At 72.5% G+C, this 26,734-nt stretch carries 23 protein-coding genes, 1 tRNA gene and 3 pseudogenes; 8 read left to right on the plus strand and 19 right to left on the minus strand.

Annotated features, from left to right (window positions below; all coding sequences use genetic code 11):
• Positions 1-45: 45 nt before the first annotated feature.
• The 8 genes from ACWCPN_RS26445 to ACWCPN_RS26480 form a co-directional block, all read right to left on the minus strand.
• Complete coding sequence (locus ACWCPN_RS26445) at positions 46-879, minus strand: class II glutamine amidotransferase (protein ID WP_451210802.1); 834 nt, start codon at positions 877-879, stop codon at positions 46-48.
• Positions 880-1,151: 272 nt separating this feature from the next.
• The gene (gene fusA, locus ACWCPN_RS26450) at positions 1,152-3,224 is read right to left on the minus strand and encodes an elongation factor G (protein ID WP_451210805.1); all 2,073 of its coding nucleotides are present in this window, start codon (positions 3,222-3,224) and stop codon (positions 1,152-1,154) included.
• A gap of 488 nt (positions 3,225-3,712) precedes the next feature.
• Positions 3,713-4,045, minus strand: coding sequence for a deoxyxylulose-5-phosphate synthase (locus tag ACWCPN_RS26455; RefSeq protein WP_451210807.1), 333 nt, complete (start codon positions 4,043-4,045; stop codon positions 3,713-3,715).
• Between the two features lie 60 nt (positions 4,046-4,105).
• Positions 4,106-5,191, minus strand: coding sequence for a hypothetical protein (locus ACWCPN_RS26460; protein WP_451210810.1), 1,086 nt, complete (start codon positions 5,189-5,191; stop codon positions 4,106-4,108).
• Between the two features lie 285 nt (positions 5,192-5,476).
• Entirely contained in the window at positions 5,477-6,307 is an 831-nt protein-coding gene (locus tag ACWCPN_RS26465) for an SAM-dependent methyltransferase (RefSeq protein ID WP_451210813.1), read from the minus strand.
• A gap of 158 nt (positions 6,308-6,465) precedes the next feature.
• Positions 6,466-7,257 (minus strand): ABC transporter permease, encoded by a 792-nt coding sequence (locus tag ACWCPN_RS26470; RefSeq protein WP_451210816.1) that lies wholly within the window; start codon positions 7,255-7,257, stop codon positions 6,466-6,468.
• Entirely contained in the window at positions 7,254-8,216 is a 963-nt protein-coding gene (locus ACWCPN_RS26475) for an ATP-binding cassette domain-containing protein (protein WP_451210819.1), read from the minus strand. Before ACWCPN_RS26475 ends, ACWCPN_RS26470 begins: the two co-directional genes overlap by 4 nt.
• A 32-nt stretch (positions 8,217-8,248) precedes the next feature.
• Positions 8,249-8,917, minus strand: coding sequence for a DUF4097 family beta strand repeat-containing protein (locus ACWCPN_RS26480; RefSeq protein WP_451210822.1), 669 nt, complete (start codon positions 8,915-8,917; stop codon positions 8,249-8,251).
• 246 nt (positions 8,918-9,163) lie between these two features.
• Here ACWCPN_RS26480 and ACWCPN_RS26485 point away from each other — a divergent pair, with 246 nt between their 5' ends.
• Entirely contained in the window at positions 9,164-9,916 is a 753-nt protein-coding gene (locus ACWCPN_RS26485) for a helix-turn-helix domain-containing protein (RefSeq protein WP_451210825.1), read from the plus strand.
• A gap of 159 nt (positions 9,917-10,075) precedes the next feature.
• Here ACWCPN_RS26485 and ACWCPN_RS26490 read toward each other — a convergent pair whose 3' ends face one another.
• The 8 genes and pseudogenes from ACWCPN_RS26490 to ACWCPN_RS26525 form a co-directional block, all read right to left on the minus strand.
• Entirely contained in the window at positions 10,076-10,681 is a 606-nt protein-coding gene (locus ACWCPN_RS26490; protein ID WP_451210827.1) for a class I SAM-dependent methyltransferase, read from the minus strand.
• A 137-nt stretch (positions 10,682-10,818) separates the two neighbouring features.
• Positions 10,819-10,903, minus strand: a tRNA-Leu gene (locus ACWCPN_RS26495).
• A gap of 175 nt (positions 10,904-11,078) precedes the next feature.
• The gene (locus ACWCPN_RS26500) at positions 11,079-12,620 is read right to left on the minus strand and encodes an aldehyde dehydrogenase family protein (protein WP_451210829.1); all 1,542 of its coding nucleotides are present in this window, start codon (positions 12,618-12,620) and stop codon (positions 11,079-11,081) included.
• A 201-nt stretch (positions 12,621-12,821) separates the two neighbouring features.
• Positions 12,822-13,016: pseudogene (locus tag ACWCPN_RS26505) on the minus strand (succinate--CoA ligase subunit alpha); the annotation flags it as partial.
• A gap of 27 nt (positions 13,017-13,043) precedes the next feature.
• Positions 13,044-13,727, minus strand: coding sequence for a GntR family transcriptional regulator (locus ACWCPN_RS26510; RefSeq protein WP_451211043.1), 684 nt, complete (start codon positions 13,725-13,727; stop codon positions 13,044-13,046).
• Positions 13,728-13,868: 141 nt separating this feature from the next.
• On the minus strand, positions 13,869-14,816 hold the full coding sequence (locus ACWCPN_RS26515) for a beta-ketoacyl-ACP synthase III (RefSeq protein ID WP_365124283.1): 948 nt from the start codon (positions 14,814-14,816) through the stop codon (positions 13,869-13,871).
• Between the two features lie 138 nt (positions 14,817-14,954).
• The gene (locus ACWCPN_RS26520) at positions 14,955-15,083 is read right to left on the minus strand and encodes an MFS transporter small subunit (RefSeq protein WP_365123979.1); all 129 of its coding nucleotides are present in this window, start codon (positions 15,081-15,083) and stop codon (positions 14,955-14,957) included.
• A complete protein-coding gene (locus ACWCPN_RS26525; RefSeq protein ID WP_451210832.1) occupies positions 15,058-16,386 on the minus strand; it encodes an OFA family MFS transporter in 1,329 nt (442 codons plus the stop codon). Before ACWCPN_RS26525 ends, ACWCPN_RS26520 begins: the two co-directional genes overlap by 26 nt.
• 126 nt (positions 16,387-16,512) lie before the next feature.
• Here ACWCPN_RS26525 and ACWCPN_RS26530 point away from each other — a divergent pair.
• From ACWCPN_RS26530 to fdhD, 3 genes and pseudogenes are all read left to right on the plus strand, one after another.
• Positions 16,513-16,626 (plus strand): annotated as a pseudogene (locus ACWCPN_RS26530) (molybdopterin dinucleotide binding domain-containing protein); the annotation flags it as partial.
• Between the two features lie 135 nt (positions 16,627-16,761).
• Positions 16,762-16,923: pseudogene (locus tag ACWCPN_RS26535) on the plus strand (2Fe-2S iron-sulfur cluster-binding protein); the annotation flags it as partial.
• A gap of 7 nt (positions 16,924-16,930) precedes the next feature.
• Positions 16,931-17,779, plus strand: coding sequence for a formate dehydrogenase accessory sulfurtransferase FdhD (fdhD, locus tag ACWCPN_RS26540; protein WP_451210835.1), 849 nt, complete (start codon positions 16,931-16,933; stop codon positions 17,777-17,779).
• Positions 17,780-18,006: 227 nt separating this feature from the next.
• On the opposite strand, the gene ACWCPN_RS26545 is transcribed toward fdhD, so the two are convergent.
• Positions 18,007-18,534 (minus strand): isochorismatase family protein, encoded by a 528-nt coding sequence (locus ACWCPN_RS26545; RefSeq protein WP_451210838.1) that lies wholly within the window; start codon positions 18,532-18,534, stop codon positions 18,007-18,009.
• Positions 18,535-18,553: 19 nt separating this feature from the next.
• Complete coding sequence (locus tag ACWCPN_RS26550; RefSeq protein ID WP_451210840.1) at positions 18,554-18,991, minus strand: MarR family winged helix-turn-helix transcriptional regulator; 438 nt, start codon at positions 18,989-18,991, stop codon at positions 18,554-18,556.
• Positions 18,992-19,115: 124 nt separating this feature from the next.
• Between ACWCPN_RS26550 and ACWCPN_RS26555 the strand changes: the two genes are divergently transcribed.
• Positions 19,116-20,033 carry a quinone oxidoreductase family protein gene (locus ACWCPN_RS26555; protein ID WP_451211046.1) on the plus strand — a complete coding sequence of 306 codons (918 nt, stop codon included), beginning with the start codon at positions 19,116-19,118 and terminating at the stop codon, positions 20,031-20,033.
• Positions 20,034-20,165: 132 nt separating this feature from the next.
• Positions 20,166-22,067 carry an exo-alpha-sialidase gene (locus ACWCPN_RS26560; RefSeq protein WP_451210842.1) on the plus strand — a complete coding sequence of 634 codons (1,902 nt, stop codon included), beginning with the start codon at positions 20,166-20,168 and terminating at the stop codon, positions 22,065-22,067.
• Positions 22,068-22,386: 319 nt separating this feature from the next.
• Here the strand turns inward: ACWCPN_RS26560 and ACWCPN_RS26565 are convergent, their stop codons facing one another.
• Positions 22,387-23,421 (minus strand): bile acid:sodium symporter family protein, encoded by a 1,035-nt coding sequence (locus tag ACWCPN_RS26565; protein ID WP_392401240.1) that lies wholly within the window; start codon positions 23,419-23,421, stop codon positions 22,387-22,389.
• A 143-nt stretch (positions 23,422-23,564) separates the two neighbouring features.
• On the opposite strand from ACWCPN_RS26565, the gene ACWCPN_RS26570 reads away from it, so the two are divergent.
• Both ACWCPN_RS26570 and ACWCPN_RS26575 read left to right on the plus strand, forming a co-directional pair.
• Positions 23,565-24,443 carry a LysR substrate-binding domain-containing protein gene (locus tag ACWCPN_RS26570; RefSeq protein ID WP_451210844.1) on the plus strand — a complete coding sequence of 293 codons (879 nt, stop codon included), beginning with the start codon at positions 23,565-23,567 and terminating at the stop codon, positions 24,441-24,443.
• 338 nt (positions 24,444-24,781) lie between these two features.
• Positions 24,782-26,608 carry an AMP-dependent synthetase/ligase gene (locus ACWCPN_RS26575; protein WP_392292480.1) on the plus strand — a complete coding sequence of 609 codons (1,827 nt, stop codon included), beginning with the start codon at positions 24,782-24,784 and terminating at the stop codon, positions 26,606-26,608.
• Positions 26,609-26,734 lie beyond the last annotated feature (126 nt).

Here is a 26,734-nt window from a genome sequence, read left to right on the forward strand (position 1 = left end):
GGAGCCGGCTGCGGTGCGGGTCCGGGTGTACGTGAGGCGCGGCCCTCAGGGGATCTCGGGCTGGAACTCCTGGAGACGGTCCTGGCCGGGCTGGACGACGCCATAGGTGCCGGCCGGTACCTCGTGCCAGGCACCCGGCAGATCACCGAGGGGTTCCGACACCACCAGGCGGGTCTCGTCGGACACACCCCGCAGGAAATCGGTGTCCGGGTGCAGGGCCCGAAGATCCTCCACCCTGCTGCTGTAGTAGAGCGACCTGGGTGTGCCCTCGCTGGCGTACCGGAAGGCGAGGAGCTGATCCCCGTCGGCCACCGCGATCGTCATCTGCAGCGGGGGCGCAACCCCGTGCTCCCGGGCGAGCTGTTCGACGAAGCCGGCCATGCGCGCCACTCCCCCGGGCGGGTCGTCGGCCAGACCGAACGTGAGGGCCAGGTAGAACATCACCTCGGAGTCCGTGCTGCCCTCGATCGACGGGAAGAGCTCCGGGTCGACGGCCAGGAGGAGGGCCCGGCGCAGTACGTGGAAGCCGGCGATGGCGCCGTTGTGCATCCAGATCCAGCGGTCGTAGCGGAACGGGTGGCAGTTGGTCTGCTGGACGGGCGTGCCGGTGGAGGCCCGGACGTGGGCGAAGAACAGCGGTGCGCGGACGTGCCCCGCGATCTCCCTCAGGTTCCGGTTGCTCCAGGCCGGGCCGACGTCGTGGAACACGGCCGGCGTACGCGCGTGCTCCTCGTACCAGCCGATGCCGAATCCGTCGCCATTGGTCGTCTCGACCCCCATCTTGGCGTGCAGGCTCTGGTCGATCAGCGAGTGCTTCGGCCGGTACAGGACCTCGTCGAGGACCAGCGGCGTTCCCGAATAGGCCAGCCAGCGGCACATGGCTCACGCCTTCCGTACGGCATCGACAGAGGTGTCCGACGCCCACCTCATCCGACACGGACGGCGACCGCATCGCCCGGCAGGGGTGATTCTCCGTTCCGCCGCCCCCCGGAGCAGGCCGTTCCCTCGCCCCGGGCGCGTGCGGGCCGCACCACGCCTCGCGCTCGGGCGTGGTGCGGCCCACGTGCGGTCTCCGTGCGGCGCGCGGACGATTCGCGCGCGGCACGCGGGCGGTCTCACTCGCGTGGGCGTCGGATCCGCCGGCCGGCCCGCTACCGGACCGGCGTCTTCACCGGCGGTGTCGGCGCCGGCGCCGGCGCGTAACCGGCCGCCCGCGTGGTGAAGGTGCCCCGCCCCTGGGTACGGCTGCGCAGCCGGGTCGCGTAGCCGAACAGCTCGGCCAGCGGCACGGTGGCCGTGAGCACCGCCGCTCCGCCCCGCGTCCCGGAGCCGGTGACCCGGCCGCGCCGAGCGGCGAGGTCGCCGAGGACGCCGCCGACCGCGTCCTCCGGCACGGTGACCGTGACCTCGGCGACCGGCTCCAGCAGGCTCAGCGCGCAGACGCTCAGCGCCGCGCGGAGCCCCTGCCGGCCGGCGGTGCGGAACGCCATGTCGGAGGAGTCCTTCACATGGGTGGAGCCGTCGGTCAGCGTGACCCGCAGCCCCGTCACCGGATGACCGCCGAGCGGCCCCTCGGCCAGGGCGTCCCGGCAGCCGGCCTCCACCGCGCGCACGTACTCCTGCGGCACCCGGCCGCCGACCACGACGGACCTGAACTCGAAGCCGGTGGCGCCGGCTTCGGCCCCCAGGGGCTCGACGTCCAGCACGACATGGGCGAACTGGCCCGCACCGCCGTCCTGTTTGACGTGCCGGTGGAGGTGACCGCTCACGCCGCGCACGACGGTCTCGCGGTGCGCGACCCTCGGACGGCCCACCGTGACCTCGGGTCCGCCGTCGCGACGGATCTTCTCCACCGCCACCTCCAGGTGCAGCTCTCCCATTCCGGACAGCACCGTCTGCCCGGTGTCGGCGTCGGTGCGCACCACCAGCGAGGGGTCCTCCTCCGCCAGCCGTGCCAGCGCAGCCGCCAGCTTCCCGGTGTCCGTGGCACGCCGCGCCTCCACGGCCACGGACACGACGGGCTCCGCGGCCACGGGCGGTTCCAGCAGCAGCGGGGCGCCCGGATCGCACAGGGTCGAGCCGGGCCGCGCCGACTTCAGGCCCGCCAGCGCGACGATGTCACCGGCGACCGCCCGGTCCAGCTGGGCGTGCCGGTCCGCCATGACCCGGAGGATCCGCGCCACCCGCTCCGTGCGGCCGGTGCCCGGGTCCCACACGGTGTCTCCCTTCTCGACGGCGCCCGAGTAGACGCGTACGTAGGTCAGGCGTCCGGTGCCGCCCGTGTTCACCTTGAACGCCAGGGCGGCGAAGGGCGCCTCGGGGTCGGCGGCGCGCCGCTGCTCGGTGTCCTCGTGCACACCGCGTACGGCGGGCACGTCCAGCGGAGACGGCAGATAGGCCACCACCGCGTCCAGCAGCGGTTCGATGCCGCGGTTGCGGTAGGCCGAGCCGCACAGGACGACCACGCCGTCACCGGTGCGGGTGAGGTCGCGCAGCGTGGCGGCGAGGGTGGCGGCGGACAGGGTCTCGTGGTCGCAGAACTCCTCCAGCGCGGCCGGGTGCAGCTCCGCGACCGCCTCCTCCAGCGCCCGGCGCCGTCGCAGCGCCTCCTCGCGCAGCTCTTCCGGCACCGGTCCCTCCACCGCCGTACTCTCACCGTCCGCCCACACCAGGGAGCGCATCCGCACCAGGTCCACCACGCCGGTGAAGCCGTCCTCGGCGCCGATCGGCAACTGGACGACCAGCGGGGCCGGATGCAGCCGCTCCCGGATCGAGCCGACGGCACGGTCGAGGTCGGCGCCGGCACGGTCGAGCTTGTTGACGAAGGCGATCCTCGGGACACCGTGCCGGTCGGCCTGCCGCCACACCGACTCGCTCTGCGGCTCGACCCCGGCGACGGCGTCGAACACGGCGATCGCCCCGTCGAGGACGCGCAGCGAACGCTCCACCTCGTCGGCGAAGTCGACGTGGCCCGGGGTGTCGATGAGGTTGATGCGGTGACCGTCCCAGGCACAGCTCACGGCGGCGGCGAAGATGGTGATGCCGCGGTCGCGTTCCTGCGGGTCGAAGTCGGTGACGGTGGTGCCGTCGTGCACCTCCCCGCGCTTGTGCGTGGTGCCCGTCGCATACAGGACGCGCTCGGTGACGGTGGTCTTGCCGGCGTCCACGTGGGCGAGGATGCCGAGGTTGCGGACGTTGGCGAGGGTGCTGAGGTTGGTGCGCACGGCCCGTGGCCTTTCTGCGGATCAGGAAAGGGGCGGCGCGATTTCCCGGACGAGGAGACACGGGGAACCCTGAGACGGCCTGTACGGCCTACGAGTTGCGGGACCGGGTCAGTGGGTCGTCGCGGGCATCCGGTGCCGGCCGCGCAGCGGGCACCGGACGGACGAGGACACCAGGATCACCTCGGACCGCGACGGGGGAACGACGACGGCGGTACGGTCACGCACGGCCGGGCTCCCCTCGGTGATCACGGTTGGGTGGACGCACCGAGCACGCCGCCGATGTGCGGGTGGGGTGCGCGATGCGTGTCGAGTCTAGGAAAGGGACCGGGCGGCGAGTAGCGAATATTCGGTGCGGCGGGTGCGGTCAGCGCGGAGGCGATGCCGGCCGGGGCACGGCGAAGACCTCCCCGGGCTGCCCCCGCTGAGCGACTCCGCGCGGGTGCTCGGTCGGTCCTCGACCACCGGCGCCCCCTCGATCCACCTACCCGTCACGGGACCTCGTGCCGGACGAGTGCCTCGGCGAACGGCTCGCCACTGCGCCGGGCGTACGCCATCCGCTCGCGGATCTCGCTCAGGCTGCGGGGACGGTAACCAGGCCCGCCGTCGCAGCAGCTCTTGTGGAACCGGACACCGGCGTGCAGCAGCACCGACAGCGTCCGCCAGGCGGCGGTGTCCCGGCGGCGGGGTGCGGCGAACGCGGAGCCGACGTGGATCAGCGACTGGGCGCAGCGCGGGCAGATCCGCCGCCTGTCCGGGCCGTAGGACTGCTTGTAGGAGGCCCGGCAGGGCAGGCAGACGTAGGTGGTCTTCGCGTGGGCCATGCCTCCAAGGTAATCGGCGCCCGGGGAGGAGTTCCCGGAGTTTCCGGGGCGCCGTGACCGTCAGCAGGTCAGGTCGCCCGACGCTCCGGGTTCGTTGGCGCCTGTCGAGAGCGAGATCTGCTTGACCTTGCCGGTGTAGTCGCCGACGGCTCCGTCCTCGATCTGCCCTTCGGAGTAGTACAGGGCGGATGCCCAGGGCTCCGGATCGTCCCGCAGTCCGTCCAGCACCTTCTTCATCGTGGCCGTACGGATGTTGATGTTCAGGCAGCCACCGTCCATGTAGGACCAGTCGGGATTGGTGCCCTCCGTCGGCTCGGTCGCCGCCGCGTCGGACGGCAGCAGGGCCAGCGCCGCCCGCAGGGCCCGGTCCTCGCCGACGGGGGACGCGAAGACGATGTCCAGGTCGATGAGGTGTTTCCTCAGCGCGGCGGCGGGCGGCACGGTGGCGCAGACGACCTCGTCCTCGGCGATGCGGTAGGCCACGGGGTCACTGACGGGCATTCCCGTCTGCGCCGCGCACGCCTTGGACCAGGAGACCCGCGGGTAGCGTCCGTCCCACCAGGTGACCGGCGAGGCGAGTCCCCGGCCGCCGTCGTCGTCCTCGGCCGGCCCGCGCAGAGCCTGCTCGGGAAGAGCCGCTTCCTTGAACGGTGCGACGTGCGGGCAGAACTCCGTCCGCAGGAAGTCGGCCATCGCCGCGGCCTGTTCCTCGGTCGCGCCGCCCGCCTCGTCCGAGTACCGCACGCCCTTCCAGGTCCGGTAGCCGACGGACACGTTGCGGCACGTGTCGACCTGGGTGACCGCGAGTTGCCGGCGGTCCTCCAGGCTTGTCTCGACGCCCTCCCCCAGGCCGTAGTTGTTGGCGTCGCCCACCTCTCCGAGCCGGTTGACCAGGTCGTCGTCGACGCCGGCGGTTCTCAGGGTGTCCTCGATCGAGGTGTCGTCCGCGGCGGCCGTCTCCTCCGGTGCGGGCTTTGAGTCCGACCCGCTCTCGGAGGGGGTCGACGCGTCCCCGGTCACGTCCTCAGGGGCACTCGTGGAGGCGGTGTCCGCGGCGGAGGGCTCGGCGTCACTCCCGCAGCCGCCGACGGCGAGCACCGCGGCGACGAGGAGTGCGGTGCCGGCGGCACGTCTGCATCGGGACATGGGGTGACTCCGTACGGGGGTGCGGTTGGTGAACGAAGTGGCTGCGGTGCATGCCGCGGTGCGGGTGGTCGGAAGGTCGTTGCCACGCCCGCCTATTGGCTGTGGCGTAGGAGGCGATCACCGACTTCCCCGCGCCGCGCGCCCGCCCCCCCACCGGGGGGAGGCAGCGTTGATCGAGATCAGTATGCAAGCCAACTGCCCCGGGGGCAGCACCACTCACCGGTTCGACGGCTCCTGGACGACGGGGCGGCCGTCGTCCTTGGGGGCCGAGTCCGCCTCCGCCGGCTAGCCCGACTTCCGCGCCAGCCCCGCGGCGATGAGGCGCTCCCAGACGCTGATCTCTCGTTCGCCGCCGCTGTGCCCGGGGCCGTCAGCGGCGTCTGGCCGCCACAGCGACGCCGGAACGATCCCGGGGTCGAGGATCTCCAGGCCGTCCAGCAGCGCTTCGATCTCCTCGTCGGTGCGCCACCGGCCACGGCCGAAGGTCCGCTGGAGGACCCGTTCGGCCTCCGTGGTCTCCGGGTTGTCGCCGGAGCGGAAGTGGCTGAGGAAGAAGTAGCTGCCCGGGGGCACCTGGTCGCGCCAGTAGCGGACGATGCCGGCCGGGTCCTCGTCGTCGTTGACGTGGTGGAGGACGGCGCTGAGGATGACGGCGACGGGGCGGTCGAAGTCGATCAGTTCCAGGGTCTCCGGGTGGGTACGGACGGCCTCGGGGTTGCGTACGTCGCCCGCGACGACCCGGGTCCGGTCGTTCTCCTCCAGTAACGCCCGTCCGTGAAGCAGCACTTGGGGGTCGATGTCGGCGTACACGACCCGGGACTCCGGAGCGTGCCGTTGGGCGACCTGGTGGACGTTGTCGGCGGTCGGCAGACCACTGCCCAGGTCGATGAACTGCCTTACGTCGGTGGTCGTCACGATCTCCGCGACCGCGCGGACGAGCGCCGCCCGGTTGGCGAAGGCGATCGCCACCGAACCAGGGAGGTCACGCTTGAACACGTCGCCGATCTCACGGTCCACGGCGTAGTTGTCCGTGCCGCCGAGCAGGTAGTCGTAGACGCGGGCGATGCTCGGCCTCGTGCGGTCGATGGAGGGGCCTTCATCCGTCATGGCGGCCATCCTCCCTCCTGTGTGCGGTCGCGTGCGCGAAAGAGCGGAAGTGGTGGCGCGGGAGGGGTGGCGCGGCAGACGAACGGGGCGGCGCACTCCGACAGTTGCCGGTGTACGCCGCCCTGGGGTGGGACGGGTCGCGGGGTTGCCCCGCGTGGTCATGGCGGTTACCTGGGGTCGTGGTTGAACCTCTTGGTGGACCAGAGGTAGCCGAGGACGGCGAGGGCGAGGCACCAGGCGATGGCGAGCCAGCCGTTGTTGCCGATGTCCGTGCCGAGGAGGAGACCGCGCAGGGTCTCGATGGCGGGGGTGAACGGCTGGTACCGGGCGATCGGCTGGAACCAGCCGGGCATGGCGTCGATGGGGACGAAGGTGCTGGACAGCAGCGGCAGCAGGATCAACGGCATGGCGTTGTTGCCCGCGGCCTCGGCGTTGGGGCTGACCAGGCCCATGCCGACGGCGATCCAGGTGAGCGCGGTGGAGAAGAGCACGAGCAGCCCGAACGCCGCGAGCCACTCCCAGAGGGTGGCGTCGGTGGAGCGGAAGCCGATGGCCACGGCGACGGCGCCGACGAGGACGACGCTGACGACGGCCTGCAGGACGCTGCCGATGACGTGACCGACGATCACCGAGCCGCGGTGGATCGCCATGGTGCGGAAGCGGGCGATGATGCCCTCCGTCATGTCGTTGCAGACGGAGACCGCGGTGCCGACCACGGTGCTGCCGATGGTCATCAGCAGCAGGCCGGGGACGACGAAGGCGATGTAGGCGGAGCGGTCCGGTCTGCCGCCGCCGATGCCGGCGCTCATGGTGTCGCCGAAGATGTAGACGAACAGGAGCAGCAGCATGATCGGGGTGAGCAGCAGGTTCAGGGTGAGGGAGGGGTAGCGCCGGGCGTGCAGGAGGTTGCGGCGCAGCATGGTGGAGGAGTCGCGCAGGGCGAGGGCGAGGGTGCTCATCGGGCGTTCTCCTTGGACTGGTTCGGGATGCCGGCGCCGCCGGTCAGGGCGAAGAAGACGTCGTCGAGGTCGGGGGTGTGCACGGTCAGTTCGTCGGCGTCGATGCCGGCGGCGTCCAACCGGTCGAGGATGGAGCGCAGTTCGCGCTGGCTGCCGTCGCTGGGGAGGTGCAGGGCGAGGGCCTGGTCGTCCCGGGTGACCTCGCGCAGGGTGGTGGCGGCACTCTGGTAGGCGGCGGGATCGGTGAAGCGGAGCCGGACGTGTCCGCCGGGAACGATGCGCTTGAGTTCTTCGGCGGTGCCCTGGGCGGCGATCTTCCCGCCGTGGAGGACGGCGATGCGGTCGGCGAGTTCGTCGGCCTCCTCCAGGTACTGGGTGGTGAGGAAGACGGTGACGCCACCGGTGACGAGTTCGCGGATGATCTGCCACATGTTGTGCCGGGAGCGCGGGTCGAGGCCGGTGGTCGGCTCGTCGAGGAAGATGATGCGGGGGCTGCCGACCAGGGTCATGGCGATGTCGAGGCGGCGCTTCATGCCGCCGGAGTAGGTGGAGGCGGGCTTCTTCGCGGCGTCGGTGAGGTCGAAGCGCTCCAGCAGTCCGGCGGTCACCCGGCGCCCCTCGCGCCGGGTGAGGTGGTTCAGGTTCGCCATGAGGAGCATGTTCTCCTCGCCGGTGATCAGACCGTCGACGGCGGAGAACTGTCCGGTGACGCCGATCGCGGCGCGCACGGCCTGCCCCGCCGTGCCGAGGTCGTGACCGCCGACGCGGACGGGGCCGCTGTCGGGGTCGGGCGAGATGAGGGTGGAGAGGATGTTGACGGCGGTGGTCTTGCCGGCGCCGTTCGGGCCGAGGAGGGAGAAGATCGTTCCCTCCGGTACGGCCAGGTCGACGCCGTCCAGGACGGTCTTGTCGCCGTAGGACTTGCGCAGCCCGTTCGCCGCGATGGCCAGGTCGGTCATGAGAGGTGCCCCCTTGTTCGGTGTCTGCGGTTTCAGAGGCTGCGGGCGGTGATGTCGCCGTAGGCGGTGGTGGCGTGGATCGTCAGGCCGGGGACGCCGTCGGCGTTCCGCAGCGCGTTGTGGACCCGGCCGTAGCCGGTGCCGGCGTCCAGGGAGGCGGAGACTCCGCGGGCGGCGCCGACGGTGATCTCGCCGTGCTGGGTGCTCAGGGTGACCTCGCCGCGCTGGGCCTCGGCGACGCTGATGTCACCCTTCTGGGTGCTGATCCCGGCGGGGCCGCCCAGGCGGCCGACCGTGACGTCGCCGGCCTGGAGGGTGAGGTGCGCGGCGGCGGTCTCGTCGAGCTTGACCGAGCCCTGCGCGCCCTCGAAGGTGACGTCGCCGAGACGTCCGACGCCCCGGAGTTCGGCGAGTGCCGCCTTCGCCTCGACCCGGGAGCCGGCGGGCAACTGGACGGTCACCTCGACCGATCCGGAGTGGCCGAGGATCCGGTTCTTCGCCGCCGGGGCCTCGATCCGCAGGACGCCCTCGGCGTAGGCGACCTCGATCTGCTCGGCGGCCTTCACGTCCCGCCCCTTGGAGGCGTCGGCGGGCAGTACCTCGACCGTGGTGTCGGTCCGGTCGGCGGCGATGAACCGGATGTGTCCCGCGGGGATGTCCAGAACGGCGGAGACCGGGGCGGGGGTGTCGAACTTCTGCATGGTGTGCTCCTTCATCCGTGTCGTCGGGCCCGTGCGGCCCGTCGTTTCCGACAGAGGAAAAGCTACGTTGCGTTCACGACTTCAGCAACATACTTGTTGCGTTGCGGAGCAATAGCTGCAGGTGAGAGTGCAAATATCGTTGCAACGGTCGTAGCAGCAATGCAACGACACACGCCACACTCGTTGCAATGGAGCAAGAGTGAACGCTATGATGGGGTCCGCTACGGACACACGAAGGAGACCGCGATGCCGGGAGGCCGACTCACCCAGCAGGAACGCCAGCAGATCTCGCTGGGACTGGCCGACGGCCTCGCCTACGCGGAGATCGCCAGGCGTCTCGACCGTCCGACCTCGACCGTCACCCGCGAGGTGATGCGCAACGGCGGCCCCACCGGCTACCGCGCCGACCTCGCCCACCGCGCGACCGAACACCGCGCGCACCGCCGCAGGCAGACCGCCCCCCGCGACACGCAGGCGGCTCCGCAAGCCCACGGCCGCGACGCCGAGGCGGTACGCGAGTACGAGGAGGCCTTCACCACCCTCCTGATGCGGCAGGGCCTGCCGAAGATGATGTCCCGCGTGCTGACCTGCCTCTACACCGACGACACGGGCAGCCTCACCGCGTCGGAGCTCGCCCGGCACCTCGAGGTCAGCCCGGCGTCGATCTCCAAGGCCATCGCGCAGCTCGAGAGCCAGGGCCTCATCCGCCGGGAACGCGACGAACGCCGCCGCGAGCGCTACATAGTCGACAACGACGTCTGGTACCAGGGAATGATCGCCGCCGCCCGGTCCAACGCCGAGCTCGCCGAGACCGCACGGCGGGGAGTCGCACTGCTCGGTCCCGACACCCCGGCCGCCGCGCGCCTCGAGAACATCGCCCGCTTCGTCGACTTCGTCGGCGAGAGCCTCGCCCGCGCCGCGGAACAGGCTCGCGACATCCTCTACGCCCAGCCCGAGAAACCCGAGGCCGGCACCGCCGGACCGGAGGCGGACGGCTGAGCGGCTGACGCGGGTCGTGCGCGCACACGGAACGAGGGCCTCGACCGCAGCGGTCGAGGCCCTCTTGTCCGTGCTCTCAGAGCGAGTTGTCCGTGCTCTCGGAGCGAGCGCCCGACGGACACCCGGTCGGCGCGGGTGATCACGCCGTCCCGCGAATCCTCACCTGCGGTGGACGCTGACGGCATAGCCGCCGCCGTCGTAAGGGTCCGCGTCCCAGGTGGCGAAGCGGTCGACGAGGGTGAGGCCGGCCGCGGCGCAGCAGTCGTCGTACTCCGGCAGCGTGATGCCGGGCGGCACGGGCAGGTGGACTTCGTCCAGGCCGAAGCCCGCGACCATCAGACCTCCCGGACGCAGGGCCTCGGCCAGACGCCCCACCACCGTGGCCTCGGTGCCGGCCGTGAGAAACGGGAACACGTTGCCGGCGGCTACCACGAGATCGAAGTCCGCCGCGACGCCGAGGAGGCCGGGCTCGAACCGGGTCAGGTCGGCCTGGAACCAGGGCAGTCGAGGCGCCTGCTCCCGCGCCACCGCCAGCATCGACGCGTCGAGATCGACGCCGACACAGTCGTACCCGAGTTCCGCGAGCCGGATCATGACCCGTCCGGTACCGCACCCGGCGTCCAGCACGCGCGCTCCGGCGGGCACGAGCGCGGCGCAGAACCGGGCCTCACCGTGCACGTCCGTCCCGCTGCGGGCCAGGGCCTCGAACCGTGCGGCGTAGTGCTGTCCGGACGTCTCCCCGGTCAGGTCCTTCCAGCGACTCATGAGGCCAACGATACGGGGCCGTGTACCGCGCGAAGACGCGACCGCCCGCTCCGCGAGCGGCACCCGCGGACCGGGAACGCGACGAGGGCCCCGACCCGGCAGGTCGTGGCCCTCTGTGTCCGTGTTCCCACGGTGAGTGTCCGAGGGGGGACTTGAACCCCCACGCCCGATAAAGGGCACTAGCACCTCAAGCTAGCGCGTCTGCCATTCCGCCACCCGGACAAGGTGTCTGCCGCCTGACCGGGGGTGTTCCCCGCGGCGACATGGACAACAATACCAAGACTTCGGAGTGCGTTTCACCTGCGTATCCGTGGGATGGGCGGCGGGCGGCGCGCCTTCTCGGACCCGCCCGCCGCCCCGCACGGACAGTGACCGTGCGGGTACGTGCGACGTGGGGTCAGGGCATGAGCTGGTACTCCGGGAAGTTGCCGGGCGGCCGCTCGTCCACGGGTCCCCGGGTCACCGCGCGGACCAGGAGTTCGCCGCCGACGAAGGCGCCCCGCCAGGAGCCGCCGAAGCCGCCGAAGAGTTCGTCGCGGTCGCCGCGGGAGCGAGGGGTGCCGTGGCCGGTCTTGAAGGCGCGGATCTGCGGGGCCAGCCGGTCGAAGGTGGCCCGGTCGTCCGTGGCGAGGGTGGCGACGAGGGCGCCGTTGGACGCGTTCATCGCGGCCAGCAGCTCCGCCTCTGTGTCGACCAGGACGATCGTGTCGACCGGGCCGAACGGTTCGGCGTGGTGGAGGGGCGAGGAGCGGGGCGGGTTGAGGAGGGTGACGGGGTGGACGTAGGCCGAGGTGTCCTGGCCGGGGAGGAAGCGGGCGTCGGCCTCGCTGCCGCGGTACAGGGGTACGGCGCCGCGGTCGACGGCCTCGGCGACCTGGTCGCGCAGTTCCTTCGCCTTGGCCGCGTTGATCAAGGGGCCGAAGTCCAGCTCCGGGCAGGGGTCGTCTCCCCGCTCCACCGCCAGGGGGTGGCCCACCCGCACCCCGCGGACGGCCGGCAGGTACGCCGCGAGGAAGGCGTCGAAGGAGTCGCGCTGGACCACGAAGCGCGGGTAGGCCGTGCAGCGCTGTTTGCCGTAGTCGAAGAGTTTCGGGACGACGGCCGCGAGCGCGTCCCAGTCCGAGTAGTTCCAGATGCCCCAGGTGTTCAGGCCCTCCTGTTCGAGGATGTGCCGTTTGCCGAGGTCGGTGACGGCCGTGGCGACCGCGGCGCCGGTGTCGCGGCCGCCGACGAAGGAGACGCAGCCGATCTCCGGTGCCCGGACGAGGGCCTGGGACAGCTCTCCCCCGCTGCCGCTGACCAGGGTGACGGGGAGCCCTTCGCGGGCGGCGAGCGCGCAGGCCAGGGTGAGGCAGGCGACCCCGCCGTCGGTGGGGGTCTTGGCGATGACGGCGTTGCCGGCGAGCGCTTGGACCAGCAGGGCGTGCACGAGGACGCTCATCGGGTAGTTCCAGCTCGCGATGTTGGAGACCGGGCCGTCCAGCGGGGCCCGTCCGGCGAGCATCGGCTCGATGCCGTCGACGTACCAGCGGACCCCGTCGATGGCGCGGTCCACGTCCGCCCGGGCGAGCCGCCAGGGCTTGCCGATCTCCCAGACGAGGAGGAGGGCGAGGAGTTCGCGGTGCTCGGTGAGGGCGTCGAGGGTGGCCGCGACCCGGGCCCGGCGTTCGGCCAGCGGGACGTGCCGCCAGGCGTGGTGCTGGTCGAGGGAGGCGGCCACGGCCTGGCGGGCGGTGGCCCGGTCCAGCCGGGGCGGGCCGGCGATGGGGGTGCCGTCGACCGGGCTGATGGCGGGCAGTGCCCGGCCGTCGGCGTGCCAGGCGGCGTTCCAGAGGTTGAGCACGCGGTCGTCCCGGAAGGCCTCGGGCGCGGCGGCGAGGCAGCGCTGCCAGGCCTCGGTCCAGGACGTGCCGTTCTTGAGGGTGAGGGTGGGTGCCATTCGGTTGCTCCGCTTCCGGTGCACGGTCGGGGGCGGGAGGTGCGTGGCCGGTCCGGCCGCACGGCTCGCGCCGCCGTGCGGGCAGGACGTCGTAAGGCACCGGGGCCGTCCGGCGGAGGACCGCGGGGGCCGGGGCGCGGCAAGGAAGTTACTGCCGCGGCAACATCCGCGAAAGTGACCGCGTCCGCACTATGAGTGACCTCACGTGCGGCCGCACAGCAGGGCGAGGGCGAGCCGTGCCGTCTCGGTCGGGGTGGCGCCGACGCGGACGCCGGCCGCCTCCAGGGCGGCCCTCTTCGCACGGGCCGTGCCGGGCGAGCCGGGGACGATGGCGCCCGCGCGGCCTGTGGCGCGGCCCTCGGGGGCGGTGAATCCGGCGACGTAGCCGACGACGGGCGGTTTTCAGCGGGGGGGCCGGTGCGGTCAGGCCGTGTCGCGCTCGTGGTAGGAGCGGCGGGTGTGTTCGGTGTGTTCCCGCATCAGGTCGGCGGCGCGCGGGGCGTCGTGGGCGGTGATAGCGGTGATCAGCTCGCCGTGCTCGATCCAGGACCGGCTGCCGCGCCGGCGGGCCACCGGGGTGTAGTACCAGCGCACCCGGCGGTCGACCTGGGCGGCGAGTTCGGCGAGGACCGCGTTGCCGGCCAGCTCCATGATCTTGGCGTGGAAGGCCGCGTTCAGGGCGACCGCGCGGTCCACGTCGTCGTCCGTGACCGCCCGCTCGCCCTCGGCGCACAGCTCCTCCAGGGCGTCGGTGCCCTTCTGGTCGGCGTTCAGGGCGGCGAGCCGGGCCGCCTCCGCCTCCGCCTCCAGGAGCGTACGGACCGTCAGGAGCTGGTCGGCCTCCTCCTCGGTCGGCTCGTGCACGAACGCGCCCTGGGCGGGCCGCAGATCGACCCAGCCCTCGGTGTTCAGCCGCTGCAGTGCCTCGCGCACCGGCTGGCGGGAGACGCCCAGGTGCCCGGCGAGTTCGCTCTCCACCAGGTGCCGGCCGGGCCGCAGGGCGCGGGTGGTGATGAGTTCCAGCAGGGCCTCGTAGACACGGTCGCGCAGCGGTCCGGGCCGTTCGAGCTTGGGCAGGGCTCCCTGCGGCAGTCCGGCCGACAACATCGCGGTCCCCCTCCTCGGCAGGCCGGTGCCCAGCCATGCGCCCATGGAGCCAGCATCGATTGTCTATCGCCTACAGTCTGCCGCGCACAAAAGGCCAGGGACGGGGGGAGCCGGACGCGTCACACGCCGGTGCGCACGGTGTCACGGGCAGCGGACGACCTGTCCCGCGTACGACAGGTTGCCGCCGAAGCCGAACAGCAGGGCCGGGTCGCCGCTGCGGACCGCGCCCTGTTCGAGCAGCTTGGACAGGGCGATCGGGATGCTGGCGGCCGAGGTGTTGCCGGACTCGGTGACGTCGCGCGCGACCACGGCGTTCACGGCGCCCAGCTTCCGCGCGAGCGGCTCGATGATGCGCAGGTTGGCCTGGTGCAGGACGACCGCGGCGAGGTCGGCGGGGTCGAGTCCGGCCCGCTCGCAGGCGCGCCGGGCGATGGGCGGGAGCTGGGTGGTGGCCCAGCGGTACACGCTCTGCCCCTCCTGCGCGAACCGGGGCGGGGTGCCCTCGATCCGCACGGCGTTGCCCATCTCCGGCACCGATCCCCACAGCACCGGCCCGATCCCGGGCTGCCGGCCCGGCGCGCACGCCTCGACCACGGCGGCCCCGGCCCCGTCGCCCACCAGGACGCAGGTGCTGCGGTCGCTCCAGTCGGTGACCTCGGACATCTTGTCGGCGCCGATGACGAGTGCCCGGGTGGCGGCGCCCGCCCGCACCGTGTGGTCGGCGGTGGCGAGGGCGTGGGTGAACCCGGCGCAGACGACGTTGACGTCCATGGCCGCGGGGCTCGGGATGCCGAGACGGGCGGCCACCCGGGCGGCGGTGTTCGGGGAGCGGTCGATGGCGGTGGAGGTGGCCACCAGCACCAGGTCGATGTCACCGGGCGTGAGCCCGGCGGCGGCGAGCGCCTTGGCGGCGGCGTGCGCGGCGAGTTCGTCGACCGGCTCGTCGGGGCCCGCGATGTGGCGGGTCCGGATGCCCACTCGGCCGCGGATCCACTCGTCGCTGGTGTCGACCATGCCGGCCAGGTCGTCGTTGGTGAGCACCCTGGCGGGCTGGTAGTGGCCGATGGCCGCGATGCGCGAGCCGTGCATGTCGGGGATCCCCTCGTTGCCGTGGGTAGCGGGATCCATCAGTCTGGTCAGTGACTCACGAGTACGGCGGCAGGCGAGGGCACAGGATTCGGGCATCCGAGTTGTCGGCTTCCGTCACACCCTCGGACGCCCGAACATTCACCCTGTGAACAACTGCGTGGCCTTCCGTACCAGCTCGTACACCCCGTAGGCGAGCGGTGCCCCCACCCACAGCCAGGCGAGGAGGATCAGGCCGGACCGGCTAGGCGGGCTGCTGTCGCTGGGCATCTGCTGCCTCCCTCGGGGCGGGGACGTGGTGGCGTACGTGCACGGGGCGGACGAACTCGTTGGCGACGAGACCGACGACGAGCAGGCCGATCATGATGCCGAAGGACAGCCCGTACAGCGACGGTCCGTGCTTCCCGGCCTCCTCCTGGCGGTCGGCGATCCAGTTGACGATCAGCGGCCCGAGCACACCGGCCGTGGACCAGGCGGTGAGCAGCCGGCCGTGGATGGCGCCGACCTGGTAGGTGCCGAAGAGGTCCTTCAGATAGGCGGGGATCGTCGCGAAGCCGCCGCCGTAGAAGGAGAGGATCACCAGCGCGCACAGCACGAACAGCGGCTTCGAGCTGTCCCCGAACAGGGCGATCAGCAGGTACATCACGGCACCGGCACCGAGGTAGACGCGGTAGATGTTCTTGCGGCCGATCCGGTCGGAGGCGGAGGACCAGCCGATCCGGCCGGCCATGTTGGCGGCCGACAGCAGCGCGACGAAACCGGCGGCCGCCGAGGCCGACACCGGGGTGGAGCCGTCCGCGAAGAAGTCCGTGATCATCGGCGCGGCCTTCTCCAGGATGCCGATGCCCGCGGTCACGTTCATGCACAGCACCACCCACAGGCACCAGAACTGCGGGGTGCGCACGGCGCCGCGGGCGGAGACGCGCACACCGCCGTCGGCGGCCGGGGCTCCCTCGGCGGGTCGCTCGGGGCGGGGCACGCGTACGAGCAGCACGCCGAGCGTCATGAAGACGGCGTACGTCAGTCCGTGCACGAGGAAGGCGAGCGCGATCCCGGAGTGGCCGGTGCCGAACGACTCCAGCATCTGCGCCGACCAGGGCGAGGCGATCAGCGCGCCGCCGCCGAAGCCCATGATGGCGATGCCGGTGGCCATGCCGGGTCGGTCCGGGAACCACTTGATCAGGGTGGAAACGGGCGAGATGTAGCCGATGCCGAGGCCGATCCCGCCGACGAAGCCGTAGCCGAGGACGATCAGCCAGTACTGCCGCGTCTCGGCGCCGAGCGCGGAGAGCAGGAAGCCGGAGGAGAAGCAGACGAGGGCCACGGTCATCGCCCAGCGCGGCCCGTTGCGCTCGACCAGCGTGCCGCCGAACGCGGCCGACAGCCCGAGCATGACGATCGCGAGCTGGAAGGGCAGCGCGCTGCGGGTGCCGTCGAGGTGCAGTGCGGTCTCGAGCGGCGGCTTGAACACGCTCCAGGCGTAGGCCTGGCCGATGGAAAGGTGGACGGACAGGGCGGCGGGCGGGACCAGCCAGCGGCTCCAGCCCGGGGGTGCGACAGGGGGGCTGCTCATGGCGCCGAACGGTAGGACCGGTTCCGGAAGCTGAGAAGACGCGCCGTCGACCGTATGCGGTGAACGGTATGCGGCAGGCGCTCAACGGTCGCCGCGCGAACCCTTGCCGGGCACTCCTCCGTACTGGAGCGGCACGGCGTCGTGGTCGGCGAGCGGGTGCGGGTGGCCTCGCTGCGCTGGTCGGTACGGGCGCCGGTGTGGATCGATACCGCGCTGCGGCGCGGCCTCGCCTTCATGACGGATGCCGACGCGCTGCTGGGTCCGCCGGAGTCCCGGGCCCGGCACAGCCGCAGGATAGTCCTGGAACCGCTCGTGTCCTCGGCCGACCTGTCGACGCCCCCGTGAGGCGGCCGAATGGATCAAGGAGACGGAGACACGACGGTGTGCGCCCACTGCGGTGTGGGCTGCAACCTCACGCTCCATGTGCAGGACAATGAGATCGTCAAGGTCACCTCACCGCACGACAACCCGGTGACCCACGGCAACCTCTGCATCAAGGGCCGTTTCGGCCACCAGCACGTACAGAACCGGGGCTGATCAGGACATGGGACGAGTCACGGAACGCCGCAAGGTCCTCCGTATCCGGGACGGAGCGGTCTCCACCCGGCCGGACACGCTCGTCGCCGAGGAACCGCTGGAGATCCGGCTGAACGGCAAGCCCCTCGCGATCACCATGCGCACACCGGGCGACGACTTCGCGCTGGCGGCCGGGTTCCTGGTGAGCGAGGGCGTGCTGGGCACCGCGTCCGACCTCCAGAACATCGTGTACTGCGCGGGTGCGACGGCGGACGGCTCGAACACGTACAACGTGGTCGACGTGAAGACCGCCCCGGGCGTGGCGCTGCCGGACTTCAGCCTGGAGCGGAACGTGTACACGTCCTCCTCGTGCGGGCTGTGCGGCAAGGCCAGCCTGGATGCCGTCCGCACCACCACGCGCTGGCCGATCGCCGACACTCCCCCGGTCCGGGTCACTACCGAGCTGCTGGCGGGTCTGCCCGACCGGCTGCGGGCGGCCCAGCGGGTCTTCGACCGGACCGGGGGCCTGCACGCGGCGGCCCTGTTCCGCGAGGACGGGGAGCTGCTGGACGTCCGCGAGGACGTGGGGCGGCACAACGCGGTCGACAAGCTGGTCGGGCGTGCGCTGCAGCACGGTGACCTGCCGCTGTCGCGGACGATCCTGCTGGTCTCGGGCCGTGCCTCGTTCGAGCTGGCGCAGAAGGCCGTGATGGCGGGCATCCCGGTGCTCGCGGCCGTGTCGGCGCCCTCGTCGCTGGCCGTCGACCTGGCCGCCGAGTCGGGCCTGACCCTGGTGGGCTTCCTGCGGGGCAGTTCGATGAACGTGTACGCGGGCGAGGACCGCGTCGCCCTGCCGGCCACGGCCACGCAGAGCTGACCGGTCCCCCGCGGCACGACGGCGGGGCCTCTGCCGACGGGGAGTGCCCCCTGCGCCGCGGGGGCCCCGCTGATCGACGGGCGGCCCTTGGGCCTCCCGGCCGCGCGTGGGGCGCGGCCGGGAGGCCTCCGGGCCGTGCCTGAGAGCGGTCGACCAGACCTCCGCCGCACGCGGGCGGCGGGCGATCGGCCTCCCCGCCGTACGTGGACCGCGCCGGCGCGTCCCGCTCAGCCGCGCGTCAGGTGGACGTCGCTCGCCCTGACCACCGTGCCCAGCCGGGGGAAGTCGAGCCGGACCGAGGCCTCGTGTTCGGGGGCGGTGAGCGCGGCCATGGCGTCCTCGACGAAGACCAGGTCGTAACCGAGGTCGGCGGCGGCGCGGGCGGTGGACTCGACGCCGAGGTTGGTGGCGATGCCGCCGAACACCAGGGTGCCGACGCCGCGTTCGCGCAGCCGCTGGTCGAGGTCGGTGCCCTGGAAGCCGCCGATGGTGCGCTTGACCACCTCCACGTCGCCGTCCCGGCGCAGCCCGGCCACCAGACCGCTGCCGGGCGGCTGCTCGGCGACCGCGGGGCGTTCCACCCGGATCAGCACGACGAGCGACCCGGCCGCGCGGAAGGCGGTGGCCAGCTCTTCCGCGGTGGTGAGCACCTCGGTGCCCTTGCGGGGCTCCAGGGGCAGCGCGACGACGCGGTCCATCAGGTCGACGAGGACGAGGGCGGTGCGCCGGGGATCGAGCGCGGGGGCTGCGGTCATGACGGAACGTTAACCGCCGTCAGCCGACGGTGCCGGAAATCCGGATCAACAGGCCCATGAACTGATCGCGTTCAGTCGTCGACAGCGGGGCGAGCAGTTCGTCGTTGGCCTCGCGGGCCGCCTTCTCGCAGCGGCCGAGCAGACGGGCGCCGTCCTCGGTGAGGGACACGGCGTTCTTGCGCCGGTCCTTGGGGTCCGGGTCGCGCAGGACGAGACCGGCGGACTGCAGGTCGTTGAGGACGCCGACCAGGTCCTTGGCGTCGAGGCCGACCCCGCGGCCGAGGTCGGCCTGGGCGACGGGCGCCAGATCGCGGACGGCGGAGAGGACCACGTGGTGCCACATCCTCATGCCCTCGGCCGCGAGGGCGTCGGCGACCAGGGCGCGGCCACGGGCGGCGGCCCGGCCGAGGACCCAGCTGGGCAGGGCACGGATGGCGGGGAGGGGTGCTTCGGCCATGACGGCAGCCTAGCCAGAAATCCTTGGACTTCCCAACGAATCCTCCGGTACCGTTGGGCCTCCCAATGAATTCATGGGTGTTCCCAACGACCCGCCGGAACGCGTCCGGCGTCTGGAGGCTGCGATGCGTCGCGTCCGCTACGAGTCCGCCGGCGGTCCGCTCTTCGTGGAGGAGGCCGCCGTTCCCGAGCCCGGCGCCGGGGAGCTGCTGGTGCGCTGCGAGGCGGTCGGGGTCACGCTGCCCGTCGTCCGCAAGGTGACCGAGGCCGCCGAGCCGGTACCACTGGGCGGCGAGGTCGCCGGCACGGTGGTGGCGGCGGGCGAGGGCGTGAGCCGCTTCCGGACCGGCGACCGGGTGACCGGGCTGTGCTTCGGCCACGGTTACGCCGACTTCGCCCTGCTGCGGGAGGCGATGGCCTCCCCCGTCCCCGACCACGCGACCTGTGTCGACGCGGTCGCGCTGGTGCGCAGCGGACTGGTGGCCCTCGGCGCGCTGGACGCCGCGGGTCCGGTGCGCGGGCAGGCGGTGCTGGTCACGGCCGCGGCGAGCGGGGTCGGGCAGCTCGCCGTGCGGCTGGCGCGGGTGCGCGGTGCGCGGCGGGTGGTGGGCGCCGTCTCCGATCCGGCGAAGGCGGGCTTCGTCCGCTCGCTCGGCGCGGACGACTGCGTCCGGTACGGCGACGAACGGTGGGGGGAGCCGTACGACTGCGTGCTGGACGCGGTCGGCGGCGACCTGCTCGCCCCGGCTCTCGCCGCGCTCGCCCCGCACGGCCGGCTGGTGGCCTACAGCTCCGGCGGCGGCACGGTCCGGGCGTACGACCTGCTGGTCGGCGCCAAGTCGGTGATCGGCTTCCAGATGGCGCTGATCGCCCGCGGCCGGCCGGAGCTGTACGAGCGGTGGCGACGGGAGCTGTGGCGGCTGTTCTCCGACGGCACCCTGAAGCCTGCCGTGCACGGCGAGTTCGCGCTGGAGGACGCCGCGAAGGCGCACGAGGCGATCGCGGCACGGACCAACCTCGGCAAGGTCGTCCTGCGGCCGTAGCGGCGCCGCGCACTTCCGGTGGCGCACGCTCCTTGTGGGGCGAGGGGGCCCCAACTACCGTCGACAGAGCGCATGTTGGACATGGGATGTCCGGATGTCCGATTGTCCGGCCGACGAAGGGCAGGCCCCGCCATGCCGTCAGGTCTCCGCGCCCGTGCACGATCGGTGCTTCGCGCCCGCCTCGGACGTGCGCCGGCCGTCACCGCCGTCACGGCCGCGCTGCTCGCGGCACCGCTGGCCCATCCCCGACCGGCACACGCCGAACCGGGCCGAGCGGCGCCCGAGTTCGAGCAGCAGGTGCTCTTCAAGGCCGCCCAGGACCCCGGTTACGCCTGCTTCCGGATCCCGGCGGTCGTACGGACCGCCGACGGCTCGCTGCTGGCGTTCGCCGAGGGCCGGGTCCTCAACTGCGGGGACGCGGCCGACATCGACATCGTGCTCAAGCGCTCCACCGACGGCGGCCGCACCTGGGGCCCGCTGCGGGTGGTCAACGAGGGCGCCGGGGACACCCACGGCAACCCGGCGCCGGTCGTGGACCGGGACACCGGCCGGGTGTGGCTCGCGGAGACGTACAACACCGGTCGCACGGACGGCGCCGGCTGCGCCGTGCCCTGCGACCGCACCCCGCACCTGCAGTACAGCGACGACGACGGCCTCACCTGGTCCGAGCCGCGTGACCTGAGCCCCGAGATCCTGCCCCCCGACTGGAACTCCTGGTACGCGACCGGGCCGGTGCACGGCATCCAGCTCACCCGGGGCCGGTACGCCGGCCGGCTGGTGTTCGGCGTCAACACCGAGACCTGGGACGGCAGCCGGGTCACCGCCAACCACGCGGCGCTCGTCGTCAGCGACGACCACGGCGGCCACTGGCGTGTCGGCGCCACCGACACCTGGCCGATCGCCGCCGACGGCACGTTCCGGCAGAAGCCGTCCGAACTCACGCTCACGGAGCGCACGGACGGCTCCGTGCTGGTCAGCGGCCGGGAGCAGGACGGCACCGACCTCGGCCACCGCACCCAGGCCGTCAGCCGGGACGGCGGCGGCAGCTTCGCCGCGCCCTTCCACGGCCTGCCGGACCTCTACACGCCGCAGGTGCAGGGCGCCGTGCTCCGGCTGGGCGGCCGACTGCTGCTCTCCTGCCCCGCCGACCCCGACCGCCGCCGCACGATGATGATCCGTTCCTCCTACGACGGCGGCCGCACCTGGGACGGCGTGGACCGCGGCACCGTCGTCACCGCGGACTGGTCCGGCTACTCGGACCTCGTGCGGGCGGGCCGGGACACGGTGGGCCTGCTGTACGAGGGCGGGGCGGCCGACGCGCGCGACGAGATCCGCTTCGCCCGCTTCACCGAGGACTGGCTCGCCCCGCGCCGCGGCCCCGATCCGCACACCGTCGACCTGGCCCCGCACGCCCGCCCGGCGGCGGTACTCGGCGGCGCCGCGAGTACCGACGGCGTGTCGGGCGGCGCGCTCCGGTTCGACGGCACCGACGACGCCGTACGCCTGCCCTTCCGTGCCGGGCTTCCGCTCGGCGCCGGGGAGTTCACCGCGTCGCTGTGGTTCCGCTACACGGCGGCCGCCGGGGAGCAGCCGCTGCTGTGGATGGGCGGCATCGGCACCAGCCAGCCCCAGGTGTGGCTGCGCGGCGAGCCGGCGAACGGCAGGGTGCAGGGCCTCATCACGGTGCGGGACGGCGCGGCCGCGCCGCGCACCGCTTACGTGCGCACCACGACCGCGCACAACGACGGCGAGTGGCACCACGCGGTGCTGCGCCGGGGCGGCGGCCGGCTGTCGCTGTCCGTCGACGGCACGGAGACGGCCGCCGCCGACGTGCCGGGCTCGGTCAGCCGCAACTCCCCCTTCGGGGTGCACATCGGCCAGCGCATGGACAGCCGCGCCTTCTTCACCGGCGCGACAGACGAGGTGCGCTTCTGGAACCGCGCCCTGTCCGACGCGGAGCTGTCCGACCCGAAGGTGCTGCGGTCCCCGAAGGACACCGTGCTGTGGCTGCCGCTGGACCGGGTCGGCGGCTGAACCGGCGAGCCGGGGCCACGGCTGACGACGGGCGCCGGATCAGCGCCTGCCGACGCACACCGGGCCCCGGCTGACGGCCGACACCGGCGCCCCGGCCGACGGCCGGCTCCGGGGTCGCAGGCCCGCGACGGGCCCCAGCGCAACGGCCGCCGCAGGCCGCGTGTGCCCGGCCGCCCTCGGACACGGGAGCCACGCCCGACGCCCGGACAACGGTCCACAGCCCGCGACGGCCATGAGGGTCCACGGCCGACGACGGCCCCTGGACCCACGCTCGGTGTCGGCCCCCGGGGGCCGACGGCCCGCATCGGCCGGGCGGGGCTCAGCGGGATCCGGTACCGACCGCCGTGCGGGACGCCGCGGCCGGCCCGGCCGGTGAGTCGGCGGCCTCCGGATCGCGGGCGCGCCGCTTGGCGATGACCGCGCACACCATGAGCTGCATCTGGTGGAAGAGCATCAACGGCAGCACGGCCAGCGAGGCGTGGGCGCCGAACAGGACGCTCGCCATCGGCAGACCGGAGGCGAGGGACTTCTTCGAACCGGCGAACTGGATCGCGATCCGGTCCGCCCGGCCGAACCCGAGCGCCCGGGCGCCGTACCAGGTCAGCAGCAGCATGACGGCGAGGAGCACGCCCTCGACGGCGAGCAGCGCTCCCAGCCGGACCGCGCTGACCTGGTGCCAGATGCCCTGGGTCATGCCCTCGCTGAACGCGGTGTAGACGACCAGCAGGATCGAGCCGCGGTCGACCAGGCCCAGCACCTTCTTGTGCCGGGCGACGAAGCCGCCGATCCACCGGCGCAGCACCTGCCCGGCGAGGAACGGCACCAGCAGTTGCAGCACGATCTTCACCAGCGAGTCGGCGGAGAACCCGCCGCCGCTGCTGCCCAGCAGGGCGGCCGCCAGCAGCGGGGTCGCGACGATGCCGACCAGGGAGGAGAAGGAGCCGGCGCAGATGGCGGCGGGCACGTTGCCGCGGGCGATCGACGTGAAGGCGATCGACGACTGGATCGTGGACGGCACCAGGGTCAGGAACAGCAGCCCCTGGTACAGCGGCTGGGTCAGCAGTACCGGGACCAGTCCGCGGGCGGCGAGGCCCAGCACCGGGAAGATCACGAAGGTGCAGGCCAGCACGGTGCCGTGCAGACGCCAGTGGCGCAGGCCGTCCAGCGCCTCGCGGGTGGAGAGCCGGGCGCCGTAGAGGAAGAACAGGAAGGCGATCGCCGCCGTGGACGCCCCGGAGGCGACGTCCGCGCCCGTCCCGCGGGCCGGGAGGAGCGCCGCCAGTCCCACCGTGCCGATCAGCAGCACGATGTACGGGTCGATCGGCATCCAGCTCGGCCAGTGCGGGCGTTTCACGGTGCTCCACTCGCTGTTCGTCGGGTACGTCCACGGGCCCGGAGGGGCCCTTTCCATCGTCCTCCTCCCCGCGCCGATCGGGAATCCGGCACACCACTCTGACTGTCATCATGTTCCGCGATGACCACGGCTAGGCTGGTGGTGTGTACGAGCCGACCCAGCTGCGCACCTTCCTGGCCGTGGCGCAGACGCTGAGCTTCACGCAGGCCGCCCGGCGTCTGGGGCTGCGCCAGTCGACGGTCAGCCAGCACGTGCGGCGGCTGGAGGACGCCGCCGGCCGCCAGCTCTTCGCACGGGACACCCACTCGGTGGAGCTGACCGAGGACGGCGAGGCCATGCTGGGCTTCGCGCGCCGAATGCTCGAGGTGCACGAGCAGGCGACGGCGTTCTTCACCGGCACCCGGGTGCGCGGGCGGCTGCGCTTCGGCGCCTCGGAGGACTTCGTCCTCACCCGGTTGCCGGAGATCCTGGAGCGCTTCCGCCACGACCATCCCGAGGTCGACCTGGAGCTGACCGTGGAACTGTCCGGCACCCTGCACGAGCGGCTCGCGGCGGGCAAGCTGGACCTGGTGCTGGCCAAGCGGCGGCCCGAGGACCCGCGCGGTGAACTGGTGTGGCGCGACGACCTGGTGTGGATCGGCGCCGAGAACCTGCGCCTGGACCCCGACCGCCCGGTCCCGCTCATCGTGTATCCCCCGCCGGGCATCACCCGGGCCCGCGCCCTTGAGGCGCTGGAGGCCCAGGGCCGCGAGTGGCGGATCGTGTGCACCAGCGGCAGCCTCAACGGTCTCGTCGCCGCGGCCCGCGCCGGGCTGGGGGTCATGGCCCATTCCCGGCGGCTGATCCCGCCCGGCCTGTTCCGGCTGCCGGAGCGCCCGGCCCTGCCCGAGCTGGGCAAGGTCGACTTCGTGCTGGTGCACGGCAGGCGCCGGGGCGCCGCGGACGCCGCCGCGAACGCGCTTGCGGCGGCGATCCTGGCGGGCGGCGACCGGTTGCACGGCCGGCGGCGCGAAGGGCGCTGACGGGCGAGTCGCCTCGTCCGCAGCGGGAACGGGGTGACCGACGGAGGAGGGCGGCCCGCACGACGGGGGACGGCCGTCGCGGCCGTCGGGCCAGGTCCGCGCGCAGTAAGCGCGTCGTACAGATTCGGTGGAGATTACGGTTCCGAAAGTTACTGACCCGTCAGTATTGTGTCCGGCCCTTACCCATGTGAGGGCATTTTCCGCTCGTCGGCGGGTAGGAAGGCGAGGTTTGCTCGATTTCCGCACCCCTCCCGCCCGGCTGACGGGTGGGGTAGCTTTCACGGCGCCGTGCGGAGCATCGCGGAAATGACCGAAAAGCAAGGACGGGGAGCGAGGGATTGCACGAGTTCACCACCCCTCCGTTGACGTCGGCGCCGCCGGTGGGCGGACTGGCCGACGCCGTCTTCGAACATGCCCGGACGGACCCCCTGCACGTGGCGCTGGGCCGCAAGGACGAGTCCGGGCAGTGGCGGGACGTGACCTCGGCCGAGTTCCGGGACGAGGTCCTCGCCCTGGCCAAGGGCCTGCTCGCCCGGGGGATCCGGTTCGGCGACCGGGTCGCCATCATGTCGCGTACGCGCTACGAGTGGACCCTGTTCGACTTCGCGCTGTGGACGATCGGCGCGCACGTGGTGCCCGTGTATCCGACGTCCTCGGCGGAGCAGTGCTTCTGGATGCTGTACGACGCCGAGGTGACGGCGGCGATCGTGGAGCACGAGGACCACGCGATGACCATCGCCACCGTGATCGACCGGCTGCCGCACCTGCGTGAGCTGTGGCAGCTCGACTCCGGGTGTGTGCAGGAGCTGTACGACGCCGGCGCGTACCTGGACGACGAGGTGGTGCACCGGCACCGGCAGGCGATCACCCCGGAGTCGGTCGCGACCATCATCTACACCTCGGGCACGACCGGCCGCCCCAAGGGCTGCGTGCTGTCCCACGGCAACCTCATGTACGAGGCGGACACGGTCATCCGGCGCTGGGAGCCGGTGTTCCACACCAAGAAGGGCGACGAGGCCTCCACCCTGCTGTTCCTGCCGCTCGCGCACGTCTTCGGCCGGATGGTCGAGGTCGCCACGATCCGCGGCGGGGTCCGCCTCGGCCACCAGCCGCAGCTCCACGCGGCCGCCCTGCTGCCCGATCTGCAGGCCTTCCGGCCGACGTTCATCCTCGCGGTGCCGTACATCTTCGAGAAGGTCTTCAACTCGGCCCGGCGCAAGGCGGAGAAGGAGGGCCGGGACGGCCCCTTCGAGAAGGCCGTCGACATCGCGGTGAAGTACGCGGACGCCGTCGAGGCCAAGGCGTGGGGCACCGGACCCGGCCCGTCGGCCGGTCTGCGGATGCAGCACCAGCTCTTCGACAAGCTCGTGTACTCCAAGGTGCGCGCGGCCATGGGCGGCCGCATCCGCAACGCGATGTCCGGCGGCTCCGCCATGGACCGGCGGCTCGGCCTGTTCTTCGCCGGGGCCGGCGTGCAGATCTACGAGGGCTACGGCCTGACCGAGTCCTCGGCGGCCGCCACCGCCAACCCGCCCGAGCGCACCCGCTACGGCACCGTGGGGCAGCCCATCCCGGGTGTCACCGTGCACATCGCGGACGACGGCGAGGTCTGGCTGCACGGCGGCAACGTGTTCCAGGGCTACCTCAACAACCAGAAGGCCACCGACGGGACCCTGCACGACGGCTGGCTCGCCACCGGTGACCTCGGCGCCCTCGACGAGGACGGCTATCTGACGATCACCGGCCGCAAGAAGGAGATCCTGGTGACCTCCGGCGGCAAGAGCGTCTCCCCGGGGGTGCTGGAGGAGCGGGTGCGCGAGCATCCGCTGATCAACCAGTGCATCGTCGTCGGCAACGACCGGCCGTACATCGCCGCCCTGGTCACCCTCGACCAGGAGGCCGTCGAGCACTGGCTGCAGATGCGCGGCAAGCCCCGGCTCAGCCCCGCGCAGCTCGTGCGCGACCCGGACCTGGAGACGGAGGTGCGGCGGGCGGTCGTGGCCGCCAACACCCTGGTCTCGCAGGCCGAGTCGATCCGCACCTTCCGCATCCTGGCGCAGCCGTTCACCGAGGAGCACGGCCTGCTCACACCGTCGCTGAAGCTGAAGCGCAAGGCCATCGAGAAGGCGTACGTGAGCGAGGTCGAGGCGCTGTACCAGGCCTGAGGCGCCGCGGGCCGGCGGCACCGGCCGGGATTTCCCGGCGCGGATCGCGCCGTCAGGAATGCATCGCGGCCCGTGATCGTTGACGATGGGAGTACCACCTGTCGACAACCGAAGGATCAACGAGCT

The sequence above is a fragment of the Streptomyces sp. NPDC002386 genome, assembly GCF_053593175.1.

Excerpts from the sequence above, each read along its gene's own strand:
- ACWCPN_RS26500 (WP_451210829.1), bottom strand. The coding sequence starts at position 12,620 with ATGGCACCCACCCTCACCCTCAAGAACGGCACGTCCTGGACCGAGGCC.
- ACWCPN_RS26460 (WP_451210810.1), bottom strand. The coding sequence starts at position 5,191 with ATGTCCCGATGCAGACGTGCCGCCGGCACCGCACTCCTCGTCGCCGCG.
- ACWCPN_RS26475 (WP_451210819.1), bottom strand. The coding sequence starts at position 8,216 with ATGACCGACCTGGCCATCGCGGCGAACGGGCTGCGCAAGTCCTACGGC.
- ACWCPN_RS26510 (WP_451211043.1), bottom strand. The coding sequence starts at position 13,727 with ATGTTGTCGGCCGGACTGCCGCAGGGAGCCCTGCCCAAGCTCGAACGG.
- ACWCPN_RS26465 (WP_451210813.1), bottom strand. The coding sequence starts at position 6,307 with ATGGCCGCCATGACGGATGAAGGCCCCTCCATCGACCGCACGAGGCCG.
- ACWCPN_RS26550 (WP_451210840.1), bottom strand. The coding sequence starts at position 18,991 with ATGGCCGAAGCACCCCTCCCCGCCATCCGTGCCCTGCCCAGCTGGGTC.
- ACWCPN_RS26485 (WP_451210825.1), top strand. The coding sequence starts at position 9,164 with ATGCCGGGAGGCCGACTCACCCAGCAGGAACGCCAGCAGATCTCGCTG.
- ACWCPN_RS26525 (WP_451210832.1), bottom strand. The coding sequence starts at position 16,386 with ATGAGCAGCCCCCCTGTCGCACCCCCGGGCTGGAGCCGCTGGCTGGTC.
- ACWCPN_RS26545 (WP_451210838.1), bottom strand. The coding sequence starts at position 18,534 with ATGACCGCAGCCCCCGCGCTCGATCCCCGGCGCACCGCCCTCGTCCTC.
- ACWCPN_RS26445 (WP_451210802.1), bottom strand. The coding sequence starts at position 879 with ATGTGCCGCTGGCTGGCCTATTCGGGAACGCCGCTGGTCCTCGACGAG.
- ACWCPN_RS26555 (WP_451211046.1), top strand. The coding sequence starts at position 19,116 with ATGCGTCGCGTCCGCTACGAGTCCGCCGGCGGTCCGCTCTTCGTGGAG.
- ACWCPN_RS26470 (WP_451210816.1), bottom strand. The coding sequence starts at position 7,257 with ATGAGCACCCTCGCCCTCGCCCTGCGCGACTCCTCCACCATGCTGCGC.
- fdhD (WP_451210835.1), top strand. The coding sequence starts at position 16,931 with ATGGGACGAGTCACGGAACGCCGCAAGGTCCTCCGTATCCGGGACGGA.
- ACWCPN_RS26560 (WP_451210842.1), top strand. The coding sequence starts at position 20,166 with ATGCCGTCAGGTCTCCGCGCCCGTGCACGATCGGTGCTTCGCGCCCGC.
- ACWCPN_RS26515 (WP_365124283.1), bottom strand. The coding sequence starts at position 14,816 with ATGCACGGCTCGCGCATCGCGGCCATCGGCCACTACCAGCCCGCCAGG.
- ACWCPN_RS26480 (WP_451210822.1), bottom strand. The coding sequence starts at position 8,917 with ATGCAGAAGTTCGACACCCCCGCCCCGGTCTCCGCCGTTCTGGACATC.
- ACWCPN_RS26520 (WP_365123979.1), bottom strand. The coding sequence starts at position 15,083 with ATGCCCAGCGACAGCAGCCCGCCTAGCCGGTCCGGCCTGATCCTCCTC.
- ACWCPN_RS26455 (WP_451210807.1), bottom strand. The coding sequence starts at position 4,045 with ATGGCCCACGCGAAGACCACCTACGTCTGCCTGCCCTGCCGGGCCTCC.
- ACWCPN_RS26490 (WP_451210827.1), bottom strand. The coding sequence starts at position 10,681 with ATGAGTCGCTGGAAGGACCTGACCGGGGAGACGTCCGGACAGCACTAC.